Raw genomic sequence first — 14510 nt, 5'->3', positions numbered from 1 at the left:
TATACGGGGATTAGCGGGTGCCCAGGTTTTCTCCCTGGCTGACTGCGGCTTGTGCAGCCGCCAGCCGGGCGATAGGCACCCGGTAGGGCGAGCAACTGACAAAATCCAGGCCTAGTTGATGGCAAAAGACAATTGAACTGGGTTCGCCGCCATGTTCGCCGCAAATACCGGTGATCAGGTCGGGGCGGGTTTGCCGTCCTTTTTCCACTGCCAGCTTCATGAGTTGGCCCACGCCTTTGCGGTCAAGGGCGATAAAGGGATTTTCCTTCAATATTTTCTGTTCCAGATAGTAGGGCAGGAATTTGCCTTCGGCGTCGTCACGGCTAAAGCCCATGCAGGTTTGGGTCAAGTCGTTCGTGCCAAAGCTGAAAAATTCCGATACTTCCGCCAATTCGTCGGCCAACAGGGCGGCCCGGGGAATTTCGATCATAGTGCCGCAGCTGTAGTGGAACGAAGTGCCGTAGGCGGCAAAGACTTCCTGGGCAATCGTTTTAATCCGGTCGTTAAAGAAAATTAGTTCGGCCTTGTCGATGGTGAGCGGTATTTCCACTTCAGGCAGTACGGTATAGCCTTCTTTCGTCAGGCGGGCTGCCGCATTGAAGATGGCGCGGATCTGCATTTCGTAGATTTCCGGGAAGGTAATGCCGAGGCGGCAGCCACGGTGTCCCAGCATGGGATTGAACTCGTGCAATTGTCGTATCTTGCGCAGCAGGGAATCTTTTTCGGTCAGCAATTGGGCATTTTTGCCGGAGGTGCGCAGTTTCGTCGTTTCTACCAGCAATTCTTCCAGACTGGGCAAAAATTCATGCAGCGGCGGGTCTAACAAACGGATGCAGACAGGAAGCCCCTCCATGGCCTGAAGTATGCCGTAGAAATCATTCTCCTGAATCGGTAACAGGTGGGATAACGCATCCTGGCGTTCTTCCAGGCTTTCGGCCAGGATCATCTGTTGAACGAAGGGGAGCCGGTCGGCACCCATGAACATGTGCTCGGTACGGGTAAGACCGATGCCGGTTGCGCCGAAAGCGCGAGCTTTGGCGGCATCTTCGGGAGTATCGGCATTAGCCCTGACGCTCAGTTTTTTCACTTCATCGGCCCAACCCAGCAGCGTAGTGTATTCTGTTGAGAGTTCCGGATCTTTCATCGGCACCTGACCGGAGATGACTCTGCCGGTAGCACCGTCGATGGAGATGACGTCGCCGGCCTTGATAGTCAGGCCGCCTACGGTAAATTCCTGTTTAGCGTAATCAATTTTTATTGATTCGCAGCCGCAGACGCAGGGTTTTCCCATGCCGCGGGCCACTACCGCTGCGTGACTAGTCATGCCGCCCCGACTGGTCAGAACGCCTTCGGCGGCGATAATGCCGTGAATGTCGTCAGGCGTTGTTTCCATGCGTACCATGAGGACATTGATGCCGAGCTTGGCAATCTTTTCCGCTTTGTCGGCGTCAAAAACCACCTGACCGGAGGCCGCTCCCGGTGAAGCTGGCAAACCCTTGGCAATGACCGTAAGCTTGGCTGAACTGTCAATCTGCCGGTGCAGGAGTTGATCGAGCTGTTCCGGTTCCACCATCAGCAGCGCTTCTGTTTTGCCGATAAGATTTTCCTGAACCATGTCATGGGCAACTTTTACGGCTGCCTGGGCGGTACGTTTGCCGTTACGGCATTGGAGCATATAGAGCTTGCCCCGTTCAATGGTAAACTCAATATCCTGCATATTTTTATAATGATTTTCCAGTGTCTGGACAATGTTCACAAATTGGCCGTAGATTTCCGGCATGTCCTGTTGTAATTGGGCAATTGGCTGCGGTGTGCGGATGCCGGCTACCACATCTTCTCCCTGGGCGTTCATCAGATATTCGCCGTACAAGATGTTTTCGCCGGTGGAAGGATTGCGGCTGAACGCAACGCCCGTGCCTGAGTCGTTGCCCATATTGCCGAAAACCATGGATTGCACATTGACAGCCGTTCCCAGGTCATGGCTGATTTTATTCAAATTACGGTAGATAATGGCCCGTTGGTTGTTCCAGGATCTAAAGACCGCTTCGACCGCCATAAAGAGCTGGTCCAGCGGGTCTTCGGGGAAGGAGCGTCCGGTCTGGTTTTCCACCAGCTCCTTATACTTGTCGATGACGTTACGCAGCGACTGGGCCGACAGCTCCTGGTCGTATACAACGCCGACAGTTTCTTTTTCCTTGCTCAATATGTACTCAAATTCATGCTTGGGTATTTCCAGCACGACATCGGAAAACATCTGAATGAAACGACGGTAGGAATCATAGGCAAAACGCAGATTGTTGGTGTTTTTGGCCACACTCTGGACCGTTGTTTCGTTAAGACCGAGATTTAAGATGGTGTCCATCATGCCAGGCATAGAAAATACGGCGCCTGACCGTACGGAAACCAATAGTGGGTCGCCCGGATCACCCAGTTTCTTACCGGACTTGCTTTCGACGAGTTTTAGCTTTTCCAGGATTTCTTCCCGCAAGCCATCAGGGAAGGACCCGCCGACCCGATAATAATCCCGGCATGCTTCTGTCGTGATGGTCATTCCACAGGGTACCGGCAGACCAAGATTGGTCATTTCCGCCAGATTGGCACCCTTGCCGCCAAGCAAAGACCTCATGTCGGCGCGTCCTTCGGTGAACATGTACACATAGTTTGACATTTACATCGCTCCTTTACGGTAGTAATCCAGCAGTTTGGCTGCTGTTTCTTCCATTGCTTTATTGGTTACGTCAATAATAGGGCAACCTATTTTTCGCATAATCGAAAGAGCATAATCAATTTCGTAAAAGATCCGTTCCGGACTGGCGTAGTCGGCAGCAGGAGATAACCCCATCGTTTTTAACCGCTCTTTGCGTATTTCCAGCAAGAGAGGCGGTCTGATTGTCAGGCCGACAATTTTATTGGTCGGAATCTGGTAAAGCTCATCAGGCGGTGTTACGTCGGGCACCAGTGGGACATTGGCCATTTTGATTCCTTTATGGGCTAAATACATGCATAAGGGTGTCTTGGATGTCCGGGATATGCCAATCAGTACGAGATCGGCCCGTAGCAGGCCACGCGGGTCCTTGCCGTCGTCAAACTTGACGGCAAACTCAATAGCTGCTACTTTATTGAAATAATCTTTATCCACTTTACGGATAATTCCCGGTTCATTTTTCGGCTGCAGACTGGTTACCTTGCTAAAAGCGTTTAGCAGTGGTCCCATAATATCTACGTGAGCCAGATTGAGTTCATGTAGCTTGTTTTCCAGATAGGACTTTAGCTCCGGGCCTACCAGCGTGTAGACAACGATGCCGCCGACCGCCTCCACTTCGGATAACACCTCGTCCACCTGCTCCTCCGACGCCAGGAAAGGAATGCGCCGGATGTCCACACGCCCTGAACCGAATTGGCTGATGGCTGCCTTTACCACGATTTCGCCGGTTTCGCCGATTGAGTCAGACAGTATATATACAATTGGTATTGTGTTCATGATTCAAATATGCCTCCTTATATGCTATAACCGGTATCGGCCAGTTGGACAAAGAGCCTGGTTATATTGGTTTTAGTGAAACGTCCTACAACTTGTAATTTTTCTGTTTTGTCAACAACAACAACCTTGACTACCGGCAAAGCATCCACCTGATGGTTCAGGAGCTTTTTTGCGGCGTCCAGCACCGGCTCATCCGGGGTGGTGACAATAATATTCGGCATACGGGTCATGGCCACTTTTACGGGCAGTTCGGTAAGATTTCTATCACCCATACTGGCTTTCAGAAGGTCTTTGCGGGAAACCACGCCTTCCAGGAAACCTCCCTCGGAAACAATCATAATAGTACTGACATCTTCGGTAAACATCGTTACGATGGCATTATAGACCGAACAGTTCTCCCGGATGACAACCGGTAAGGAATGAGCATCACTGATTTGGATATTGCCTAATATAGTGGCAATATAGTCGGAAGGAGTCTTGTGCGTGTAGTAATAGCCGACCCGTGGCCTGGCTCCCAATAGACCGGACATGGTCAGTACGGCCAGGTCAGAGCGCAAGGCTGCCCGGCTGAGGCCAAGTTTATCGGCGATATCTTTCCCGGTAATAGGACCGGATTGTTTTACTATTTCTAAGATATTGGACTGTCTGACTGTTAAATCGATGACGGTCACCTTCCTTTCTGAAATATGGCGCGATATTAAAAGATAAATCATTAATAATAGTACCACGATTTTGTTCATGTGGCAATAAAAGGAATAAATTTTTATTTATTTACATAAATAATTAGCTTTAATAGCGGCTTTATTTGACTAATGGTGTAGTTTTTAGGGGAATTATAGTATCTTTGTGATGACCGAGGCATTAGAGAGCGTTTTTAAACTAGCCCCAATGTCCTCTGCCGGTGCCTTTTATGCGATATTTCGGTACCCTTTTTTAAAAAGAGGGACCCCTATTCCTGCAAAAAATGTTGCATTGTCTGGCACAAAAATCACTCGCCAGGGATCATTCCGTTAGTTTGAAAACATGCCTCAGGGGTCGTGTGGCAGGATTTTTCTGCTTTGGCGAGAATATTAAGATTAATATAGAATGCAGTTGGCGGCAGGTGAGGGGGCTGCTTCTCTCTACAGCGTGCACCAAATGGCTGCTTTTAATTCGGTTCCCCCAGGAGGTAACGATGGTTCGGTTGGGAGTGCGCCTGATTTTCAGTTTTTGTCTGGGTATCTTGATCTTCCTGCAAGGGGTTCAGTTTCCGGTGGCTCAGGCGGGAACGCTAATCAGCACCAAGGATGAGATTGAAATGGGCCGCAACGTGGCCAAACAGGTGGAAAAGCAGTATGGATTGCTGGATGATCCGGCTCTGCAGGAACGGGTCGACCGGATCGGCCGGCGTCTGGTTGCCGTGTGTGACCGTCAAGACCTGCCGTATACGTTTAAAGTGCTCAATTCAAAAGAGGTTAACGCTTTTGCCGTACCGGGCGGTTTTATTTATGTCTATAAAGGCTTGATTGACCTCATGCCTTCCGATGAGGAACTGGCCGGAGTTATCGGACATGAGATCGGGCATATTGTCAAGCGCCATAGCGTGCGCCAGATTGAAAAGGGACTGGGTATGAATATTTTATTCGGCGTGCTGTTTGGCGACAGGGGGGCGTTGCTGCAAAATTTGGCCTACAATGCGATTATGGCCGGCTATAGCCGTTCTGATGAACGGGAAGCCGATTATTTGGGATTCGTACATACTTACCGGGCCGGTTACAATCCCTATAGCATGTTGATTGGCTTAGAGAAATTGGCCACTATGGATCAGAAATATCATTACGATTTGTTTTCCGACCACCCGGAGGGGCAGGCCCGGATCAAGGCGGTGGAAGGGTACATAAAAGATCAGAATATATCCCCGACCGTTAATGAGGGGGCGGACGGGAAGGAGGCGCAAGTGGTGGACGGCGATTGGTCGCTGCCGCCGATTACGGCCGAATATGCCGGGTACAAACCGGCATACCGGGCTTATTTCGTAGCCGGGACATTGTTCCGGCTCAGGCAACTGCCCGACTATAATCCCGATCAATATATTCTGGATCATGACGAAAATGGCATCACCGTATATTATGATGACCGTTCGGTCATTACGCTGACGTCGCAGGATGCGGCGGCGCAAAATATGTCGGTCATGGATTTGGCGGCCGAGTATTTAACTAAATTGAGAAGCTGGCGTCAGACATAACAAAGGGGAGCCGGCCTGATTGACGATCAGGCCGGCTCCCCTTTTAGCTTGCCAGGCAGGCTGGCTATGTTGGTGTGGAAAAAATGAGTAGGAGCTTTTGCAGAAGCGGTAGGTTGTGAAGTTGTTTTTTGGGGTTAGTGGGGATGCCGGCGTACAAAGTCGGGAATTTTGCCGGCCGGCAGCGCCGGGCTGTACAAATAACCCTGATAGCGCAGGCATCCCAGTTCTTTTAACAGGTCCCGCTGCTTGTCGGTTTCCACATATTCTACAATGACATCGATGTTCAAGGAGCTGCATAATGAGACAATGGAGGTAATAATTTCCTGATAGCTTCTGTCCTCCAGCACATCGTGGCTAAGCGAGCGGTCGATCTTAAGCGTATCGACGGGAAAGTATTTAATATATTGGAGCGAGCTGTGGCCCATACCGAAATCGTCGATCGCAATGCGGACGCCGCAGCGATGGAGGGCCTCCAGTGTGGAAAGGGAGCGTTGATCATTGCTTAACGCGAATTTCTCGGTTATTTCTATTTCCAATTCGTGCGGGTCCAACTGATTTCGATCAATGGCGACGGCGATATCTTCCAGCAGGTTTTTCTGATAAAGCTGCAATACCGAGACGTTGATGGACAGGCGCAGCGAAGGGAGTCCTTCCTGCTTCCAGGCTCTTAGCTGGTTGCAGGCTGTGTCGATGATCCATTTTCCCAGCCGGTCAATGATGCCCGCTTCTTCAGCCAGCGTAATAATGACCGGCGGCGGTATCCTGCCATAGGCCTCGTGGGTCCAGCGCAGCAGGGCTTCGACGCCGATGACCTGACCGGTGGCATCGACCTGGGGCTGATACTCCAGGAACAGCTCGTTTTTTTCCAATGCCTGCAGCAGATCACGGGCCAGCGAACGGGCCATGGTACCCTGGCGGTCATTTTTTTCCAGCAAATGCTGGGGAGTAGGTGTATTCCAATAATCGGCGGTTTGGATTAAGGAAATAAAAGAGTTGTGAATTTCGGTCTCTTTCTTTTTCTCGGCTTCTTTAACAAAAGGCAGGTAGATAAACAGTCCTAACAACAGATTTGCCAGTTGTAGCAAAGCTCCCTGCCAGGATGCCGTGACCCAGTAACCGCCGAACAAGGCCGGGGTGGTCCAGGTGGCGTAATAGCTGGGGGTGGGAACCAGACCGGCACTAATCACGGCATAGGAAATAAAGGTTAATAGGGCGGGAACCAGGAGAAAGGGGAGGAAGTAAAGCGGATTCATTACAATCGGCAGGCCGAACAACAGGATTTCATTGATATTGAACAAACCCGGGATAAGAGAAAGCTGGGCGATGCGCAGGGTACTTTTGTGCTTGGCAATATACAGGAGGCAGACAATCAGGCAGAGGGTAGCGCCGGAGCCGCCCAGAAAGACAAACTGATTGAAAAAAAAGTCGGTAAATATTTCCTGCGGCGGCAATCCGGCCGAGACCGCCGCCTGATTAGCCAACCCGGCGGGAGAGTAAACCTCGCGCATAACGGGAAACAGCAGGTCATTGCCATGGATGCCGAAAAACCATAGGATTTGCACCAGCAGGACAAACAGTAAGGCCCGGCCCAGCGGCCAGGTTATGTAGGTAAACAGATGACTGAGCTGCGTGCTGAGATAAGCGTGTATGTCGTACACTGCCAGCTGGTGCAACAGAACTTTGACGGCAAAGCAGCCGGCAAGCAGCAGCAGGTAGGGGATGATGGCCGAGACGGCCTGGCCGATGATCAGTGATTCTTCCTCATCGGCCAGCAGGGAGATATTGATGGCCGGCAGCGAACAAAGATAAAGAAAGGCTTCGGTCATGACAAAGGCTGTAATGATGGCCAAGAGCAGACCGCTTTTTCCCAGCCAGGGGCCGCCCACCTCAGCCTGGGCGAAAGGCTGCAGCAGCAGGATGAAGCAGGAGAGAGAGACAAACGAGGCAATCAGGGGATGCAGTTTTCCCTGACTGTTACGGGGATGGCTTTCCGCTAAAAAGTAGCTGATGGCTGCAACGAAAAGAATGGATATGATGGAAAACGAACTGTTTATCAAGGCCTGACCACCGCGGTACCAGGAAGCTCCGAACAGGGAAGTCATCCACTGCTGAAAAGACAGCCCAGGGAAAAAAGTGATCATGGTGGCAAAGGAACCGGCTACGGCAGCCGGGGAAATAACGATCAGACTGCGGCGGACTGCCAGGCAATAACGGTTTTTAGCCAATTTCTCCGCCAGGGCATGAATCCATAATAGGTGCATCGGTAAGGCCTCCTAGGGAACCACTGATTTATTCACACTGCACAGCCAGACGGATCTTTTTCCGTCTGGCTGCGTCAGCAAAACTTTGAAATAGGGACCGCTATTCCTGCGGTTTTACTTCCCTGCCAGCCGAAAAAATCTCTCGCCAGGCCGGCAGGCTCATTAAATCAGCGGTTCCCTAGTAAATTGACGCCAGTAAATGGTTGATTCAGGTAAATTACAACATTATTCTACAGAATATGTTAAAATCCTCTGTTTGGCCCGGACGGCACGCTGTCCGGCTTTATTTATTTGTCATAGCGCCAGCACCTGCGGCATAGACATTGTATGTACGGGCGCAGCGAGCCTTGCGCCTGTTGCGTAAACGCCTGACAGAATTTCATTCAGCAGGACGGTACGATGATAATGACTGAGAGGAGTAGGTGCATGTCAAGTCAAGAATGTGTGGCCATGATACTGGCAGGCGGGCAAGGGAGCCGTTTGGAAAGTTTAACGAAAAGGACGGCAAAGCCGGCGGTGCCGTTTGGCGGGAAATATCGGATTATTGATTTTGTGTTGAGCAATTGCCGGAACTCCGCCATATATACTGTGGGCGTACTGACACAGTATCAACCGCTGGCGCTGCATCGTCACATCGGCTCAGGCAGTGCCTGGGATTTGGATAAAAAGCATGGTGGTGTAGCTATCCTGCCGCCCTATACCAGGGAGCGGAGTGCCGAATGGTATAAGGGAACCGCCGATGCCATTTACCAGAACATTCACTTCATCGAGGCACACCGGCCCGCCTATGTTCTGGTGCTTTCCGGCGATCATATTTATACAATGAATTACCGGAAAATGCTGGAGGAGCATAAGAGAAAGCAGGCGGCGGCAACCATTGGCGTCATCCGGGTTCCCTGGGAGGATACGGGGCGGTTTGGCATTATGCAAGTAGATGAAGCCGGCCGGATTACCGAATTTCAGGAAAAACCCTCACAGGCGAGCAGTAATCTGGCTTCCATGGGAATCTATATTTTCACCTGGGATAAACTGCGTCGCTATCTGGAACGCGATGCATTGACCGAACGGTCGGAGCATGATTTTGGCAAAAACGTCATACCTGCCATGCTGGCGGAAGGTGAAAATATGCAGTCGTATACCCATGCCGGCTACTGGAAGGATGTGGGGACGGTAGACAGCCTTTGGGAAGCTAATATGGATTTGCTGGGACCCAACCCGAAGCTTGATTTACGGGACGGCCGCTGGCCTGTTTATTCGCCGTTTAAAATCCAGCCGCCTCATTTTATCGCCGCATCGGCCAGGGTAACCGATTCGTTAATCAATCAGGGCTGCACCATTTTAGGCGAGGTGGAGCACTGCGTAGTCTTTTCGGGAGTCTATGTTGCAGAAGGGGCCAAGGTGAAAAATTCCGTACTTATGCCTGATGCCTATATCGGTGCACAGGCTCAAATCAACCGGGCCATTGTCGACAGTCAGGCCAGGATCGGCAGCGGTGTCCAAATAGGCAGCGAAGGAGAGCCGATTGTGATTGCCGGTAAGGCGGGGAACGAAGCGCGAGGACATCAACCGGAAGCTGCTCTGCCGCGGAAGCAGGTAGGGTAGCCGGCAAGCAAAAAGCAGTTCAATAAAGGAGCGGATTATGGAAAATGTGATGGGGCTTATTTCCTTCGGCCGGCAGCAGGCGGCACCGGTTGAAATGAGCGGAATACGACATGTCGCGGTGCTGCCGTTTGGTGGTGAGTACCGGGTAATTGATTTTGTTTTATCCAGTATGGTCAATTCCGGTATAGAGAATGTCGGAGTATTGCTGCAAGGGCAATACCGGGCGGTTATGAATCATTTGCGTTCCGGCCGGGATTGGCAGCTGGCCGGGAAGCGGGGTGGGTTGCTTTTTTTACCGCTCCGCAATGAGGGAGACAGCGATGTAACCGGGTTTTACCACAATCTGGACTATATTGAAGCCAGCCGTCAGGATTATATATTGTTAGCAGGCGGCCATTTGGTCTGCAGCCTTGACTATCGCCGGGTAAAGCATTTTCATCAATTGCACAAGGCTGATGTAACTCTGGTGGTGGGAGATAAAGGTCTGGCGGAAAAAATAGCGGGAGACACGGCTTTGCTGCTGGACGCAGATGGTCGCGTCCGGGGACTTGCCACCCAGGGAATGGTTTCACTGGATATGTGCCTGATGAGTAAGTCTTTATTTTTAGAGTTGGTGAGCGCCGGCTGCCGGGGTGGTGCTTACGACACCATACTGGACGGAGTTTTGCAACAAACAGGCCGGCTGCGTGTATACGGCTACCGGCATAAAGGCTATGTGGCCGGCATCGGTTCGGCGCAAAGTTACTACCGCCACCATATGGAGCTTCTGACCATTGAAAAGTGGCAGCAGTTTTTCGCCGAGGCAGGCATGACCTATACCTGCGATCAGGAGGAACCGCCGGCCGTTTATTTGACGGGAGCCCGGGTACGAAATGCCATTGTGGCCAGTGGCTGCCTGATTGGTGGTGTTATTGAAAATAGCGTCATTTTTCATGGTGTGACAGTAGAGCCTGGGGCGATTATAAAAAACAGTATCGTTATGCCTGGCTGTCATATTACAGGTGACGTCCGGCTGGAAAATGTGATCTGCGATCAGGATGTGCGTATTTCCCGGGGAAATTGCCTGAAAGGAACGGGCGGGCTGGCTATGGTCGTTTCCGGCACGGCGCTGTCGCAGTAAGCAGAATCTGGTGCAAGAACCACAGCGGCGAAGCGGCGGCGTCAGGCCGGTCTGCTTGGCAAGGAAAGGAGAGCGGGACGTGAATTTTGATAAAGCCGGATTTAAGAACAGTTTTATTAATCAGTTGCAGTCCATGTATGGCAAGGGGCTGGAGGAAGCCGATCTATACGAACAATACATGGCTTTTGGCGCTTGTGTCCGGGAAGTGATCAGTCAAAATTGGATACGGACCAGGCAGCAATACCGTTCAAAAAATGAAAAACAGGTTTTTTATTTTTCCATGGAATTTTTGCTGGGCAAATTATTGGATATGTACTTAATCCATCTGGGGTTGAAGGAACCCTGTCGCCAGGCATTGGCGGAGCTTGGCATTGATTTGGCGGCGCTGGCCGAGGCGGAACCCGACGCCGGGTTGGGCAACGGCGGGCTTGGACGGCTGGCGGCCTGCCTGCTGGATTCTATGGCCGCCATGCATTTGCCCGGTCATGGCTGCGGTATCCGCTATAAATACGGTCTGTTCGAACAAAAAATCGTTGATCATCACCAGGTGGAACTGCCTGATAACTGGCTTAAAAACGGCTATATCTGGGAATACCGCAAAGCCGATAAAACAGTGGAGGTCCGGTTTGGCGGCAGGATTACTCAAATTATTCAGCCCGACAAATGGATGTTTGTTCACGAAGATTACGAACCGGTTCTGGCCGTCCCTTACGATATCCCCATTGTGGGTTATCAGAACCGGACGGTGAACACCCTGCGGCTCTGGAGCGCGGAACCGGCGGCCATTGATTTTGACCTGTCATCCTTCAACCGGGGCGATTATTCACGGGCTGTGGAGTACCGTCATTCAGTCGAACGCATTTCCAAGATTCTTTATCCTGACGATACCCACTATGAGGGCCGGCTTTTACGCTTAAAACAGCAGTATTTTTTTGTCTCGGCCGGTTTGCAAAGTATTTTACACTGCTTTAAGCAACGGGCGCTGCCCTGGCGAACCCTGCCGGAGAAGGTCGGTGTGCATATCAACGATACTCATCCGGCGCTGGCCATCCCGGAATTGATGCGCCTGCTGATAGATGAGGCGGGACTCGGGTGGGAAGAGGCCTGGAACATTACCGTCAATACCATATCCTACACCAACCATACCACTATGCCGGAGGCGCTGGAAAAATGGCCTGTCGACATGCTGGAGAAGCTGTTGCCGCGGATTTATCTGATTATCCAGGAAATTCATGAACGGCTATGCCGGACAGTATGGGATAAAACACAAAGCTGGGATGCTGTGAGTGAGATTGCGATTATCGCCGACGGGCAGGTCCACATGGCCAGACTGGCGGTTGTCGGCAGCTACAGTGTCAATGGCGTCGCCCAGATTCACAGCGAGATTTTGAAAAATCATACCTTTGCCGGCTTCAGCCGGCTGTACCCGTATAAATTTAATAACAAAACCAACGGGATTACCCATCGCCGCTGGCTGATCAAGTCCAATCCTGCATTGGCGGAATTGATTTCCCGGACTATCGACAGCAGCTGGATCAAATATCCCTGTGATTTAATCCAACTGGTAAATTACGCCCAGGATGAAAGCCTGCAGCAACAGTTTGCCGCTATTAAACGTCAGAATAAGCTGAAACTGGCCCAGTTTATCAGTAATAAATACGATATTCAGGTGGATGTAGATTCGATTTTTGATGTGCAGGTAAAACGTCTTCATGCCTATAAGCGGCAGATTCTCAATGTATTGCACATTATGCATCTATACAATAAATTGCGGGAGAACCCCCAACTGGACATGGTGCCGCGAACTTTTATCTTTGCCGGCAAGGCGGCGCCCGGCTACTATATTGCCAAGCAAACCATCAAGCTCATTCATGTGCTGGCGGAAAAAATCAATCATGACACCGCCATCCAGGGAAAGCTTAAGGTGGTGTTCCTGGAAAACTACAGTGTCTCTCTAGCCGAAATGATTATTTCGGCCGCCGATGTGAGCGAGCAGATTTCCACTGCCAGCAAGGAAGCCTCCGGCACAGGCAATATGAAATTTATGATGAACGGCGCCATTACCATCGGTACGATGGATGGGGCCAATATTGAAATAAAACAGGCGGTAGGTGATGCCAATATCGTCATTTTCGGCCTGACTGCCAAGCAGGTGTTTGATTACTACCATTACGGCGGTTATAGCGCCTGGGATATGTACCACAATGATCCGCGCATCAAAACCGTTATGGAGCAGTTGGTCGACGGCTTTTTCCAGGAGGAGCGGGAAGAGTTCAGACCACTCTATAATGATTTGCTGCATAATAACGATGAGTTTTTTGTGTTAAAGGATTTTGCCGCCTATTGTGACGCGCAACGGGTGGTGGAGAATAAATTCCGCCATAGCCGGGAATGGCAGAAAATGGCGCTGATGAATATTGCCCACTCGGGCATTTTTTCCAGTGACCGTATGGGGTCGGAGTATTCGGTGGGAATTTGGAAGATTAAGCCCGTTATTATAACTGGTTAGCATTGTAATGTGGCCGGCCTGTACGCCGGCCACATTTTTTGGCAACGCCTGTTTTTGTCCGGCCGGTATAAAGCGGCTGTGAAAAGGCAAAATAAACGCTAGATAGGAATCCGGATAGTTTGATGGAAGGGGGAATCGGCTGGTTCATGCGCAAAAAGGAATGTGTGGCCCTGCTACTGGCCGGAGGACAGGGCAGCCGTCTGGGGGTATTAACGAAACGGCTGCCTAAACCGGCGCTGCCCTTTGGCGGCAAATATCGCATCATTGATTTTACTCTAAGCAATTGCCAGAACTCGGAAGTAGATGTAGTCGGAGTTTTAACACAGTATAAACCACTGGCGCTTAATAGCTACATTGGAACAGGCAGTGCATGGGGCTTGGACCGGAGGGGGGGCGGTGCGTTTATTTTGCCGCCTTTTGTCAGGAACGGAGGTGGACAATGGTATCGCGGTACGGCCGATGCCGTCTACCAGAACTTGAATTTTGTCAATTCTTTTTTGCCTGAGTATGTTTTAATTTTATCCGGTGATCATATTTACAAGATGGATTACAGCTTGCTGCTGGATTACCATCGTCAGCAAAAGGCTGATGTTACGATTGCCGCCATCAAGGTTCCCTGGACTGAGGCTTCCCGATTCGGCATTATGAACGTGACGGAAGATAGCCGGATTGGTGAGTTTGAGGAAAAACCGCGCCAGCCGCGAAGCAACCTGGCGTCAATGGGAATTTATGTGTTTACTTGGCGGACACTGGAGAAATATTTGCTGCGGGACAGCCAGGAGGCTGCCTCATCCCATGATTTCGGCAAGGACTTGCTGCCCAGGATGTTGGCTGAAAACCGCAGGCTGTACGCCTATCCCTTTACAGGATATTGGAAAGATATCGGTACGGTGGATAGTTTCTGGCAGGCTAATATGGATTTATTGAAAGACAACCCTGAATTTGATCTTTATGATGAAGAGTGGCCGCTCTACTCCGGACACTCCCTGCACCCGCCCCATTACATCGCACCGGCCGCCAAGGTTGCCGCTTCGATTATCAGCGAAGGCTGCAACGTTTTTGGCACGGTGGAGAACTCGGTGCTTTTCCCCGGTGTGACGGTGGCTAAATCGGCTTGTGTAAAAAATTCCATCGTCATGCCCCGGACCGATATTGGCAGTGAGGTGGATATTCAACATGCCGTTATCGGGGCAAATTGTGTCTTTAAGCAGGGGTGCCGGATTGGACAAGCTGATATGACAGCCGGCATTACCCTGACCGGCAGCCATATGTTCTTTCCCCGCGCCACCGTATTTAATCAGCAATAAAGGCCG

The 14510-nt window shown here is 50.9% G+C and carries 9 protein-coding genes; 5 read left to right on the top strand and 4 right to left on the bottom strand.

Going from position 1 to position 14510, the window contains the following annotated elements; translation table 11 throughout:
* Nucleotides 1-10: 10 nt before the first annotated feature.
* Genes ppdK through ccpN form a run of 3 tightly spaced genes read right to left on the bottom strand, consistent with a single transcriptional unit; the run spans nucleotide 11 to nucleotide 4152 of the window.
* Nucleotides 11-2668: a pyruvate, phosphate dikinase gene (gene ppdK / locus BMW43_RS02790; protein ID WP_091743878.1), complete on the bottom strand. Its 2658-nt coding sequence runs from the start codon at nucleotides 2666-2668 to the stop codon at nucleotides 11-13.
* Entirely contained in the window at nucleotides 2669-3481 is an 813-nt protein-coding gene (locus tag BMW43_RS02785) for a pyruvate, water dikinase regulatory protein (protein WP_091743877.1), read from the bottom strand.
* Nucleotides 3482-3498: 17 nt separating this feature from the next.
* A complete protein-coding gene (ccpN, locus tag BMW43_RS02780) occupies nucleotides 3499-4152 on the bottom strand; it encodes a transcriptional regulator CcpN (protein ID WP_177173439.1) in 654 nt (217 codons plus the stop codon).
* Between the two features lie 503 nt (nucleotides 4153-4655).
* Between ccpN and BMW43_RS02775 the strand changes: the two genes are divergently transcribed.
* On the top strand, nucleotides 4656-5705 hold the full coding sequence (locus BMW43_RS02775) for a M48 family metallopeptidase (RefSeq protein WP_091743876.1): 1050 nt from the start codon (nucleotides 4656-4658) through the stop codon (nucleotides 5703-5705).
* Nucleotides 5706-5839: 134 nt separating this feature from the next.
* On the opposite strand, the gene BMW43_RS02770 is transcribed toward BMW43_RS02775, so the two are convergent.
* Nucleotides 5840-7966: an EAL domain-containing protein gene (locus BMW43_RS02770; protein WP_091743875.1), complete on the bottom strand. Its 2127-nt coding sequence runs from the start codon at nucleotides 7964-7966 to the stop codon at nucleotides 5840-5842.
* A 426-nt stretch (nucleotides 7967-8392) separates the two neighbouring features.
* On the opposite strand from BMW43_RS02770, the gene BMW43_RS02765 reads away from it, so the two are divergent.
* The 4 genes from BMW43_RS02765 (at nucleotide 8393) to BMW43_RS02750 (ending at nucleotide 14504) form a co-directional block, all read left to right on the top strand.
* Nucleotides 8393-9568, top strand: a complete 1176-nt coding sequence (locus tag BMW43_RS02765; RefSeq protein ID WP_091743874.1) for a glucose-1-phosphate adenylyltransferase — start codon at nucleotides 8393-8395, stop codon at nucleotides 9566-9568.
* A 37-nt stretch (nucleotides 9569-9605) separates the two neighbouring features.
* Nucleotides 9606-10688, top strand: coding sequence for a glucose-1-phosphate adenylyltransferase subunit GlgD (glgD, locus tag BMW43_RS02760; RefSeq protein WP_091743873.1), 1083 nt, complete (start codon nucleotides 9606-9608; stop codon nucleotides 10686-10688).
* Nucleotides 10689-10767: 79 nt separating this feature from the next.
* Nucleotides 10768-13197, top strand: a complete 2430-nt coding sequence (locus BMW43_RS02755) for a glycogen/starch/alpha-glucan phosphorylase (protein WP_091743872.1) — start codon at nucleotides 10768-10770, stop codon at nucleotides 13195-13197.
* A 146-nt stretch (nucleotides 13198-13343) separates the two neighbouring features.
* Nucleotides 13344-14504, top strand: coding sequence for a glucose-1-phosphate adenylyltransferase (locus tag BMW43_RS02750; protein WP_091743871.1), 1161 nt, complete (start codon nucleotides 13344-13346; stop codon nucleotides 14502-14504).
* Nucleotides 14505-14510: the final 6 nt, after the last annotated feature.

The organism is Propionispora vibrioides, assembly GCF_900110485.1.
Taxonomy (GTDB): Bacteria; Bacillota; Negativicutes; order Propionisporales; family Propionisporaceae; genus Propionispora; species Propionispora vibrioides.
This window is presented reverse-complemented; position numbering and strand designations above follow the sequence as displayed.

Coding starts and splice junctions, on each gene's coding strand:
- BMW43_RS02770 (WP_091743875.1), bottom strand. CDS start 7,966: ATGCACCTATTATGGATTCATGCCCTGGCGGAGAAATTGGCTAAAAAC.
- BMW43_RS02750 (WP_091743871.1), top strand. CDS start 13,344: ATGCGCAAAAAGGAATGTGTGGCCCTGCTACTGGCCGGAGGACAGGGC.
- glgD (WP_091743873.1), top strand. CDS start 9,606: ATGGAAAATGTGATGGGGCTTATTTCCTTCGGCCGGCAGCAGGCGGCA.
- BMW43_RS02765 (WP_091743874.1), top strand. CDS start 8,393: ATGTCAAGTCAAGAATGTGTGGCCATGATACTGGCAGGCGGGCAAGGG.
- BMW43_RS02775 (WP_091743876.1), top strand. CDS start 4,656: ATGGTTCGGTTGGGAGTGCGCCTGATTTTCAGTTTTTGTCTGGGTATC.
- BMW43_RS02785 (WP_091743877.1), bottom strand. CDS start 3,481: ATGAACACAATACCAATTGTATATATACTGTCTGACTCAATCGGCGAA.
- ppdK (WP_091743878.1), bottom strand. CDS start 2,668: ATGTCAAACTATGTGTACATGTTCACCGAAGGACGCGCCGACATGAGG.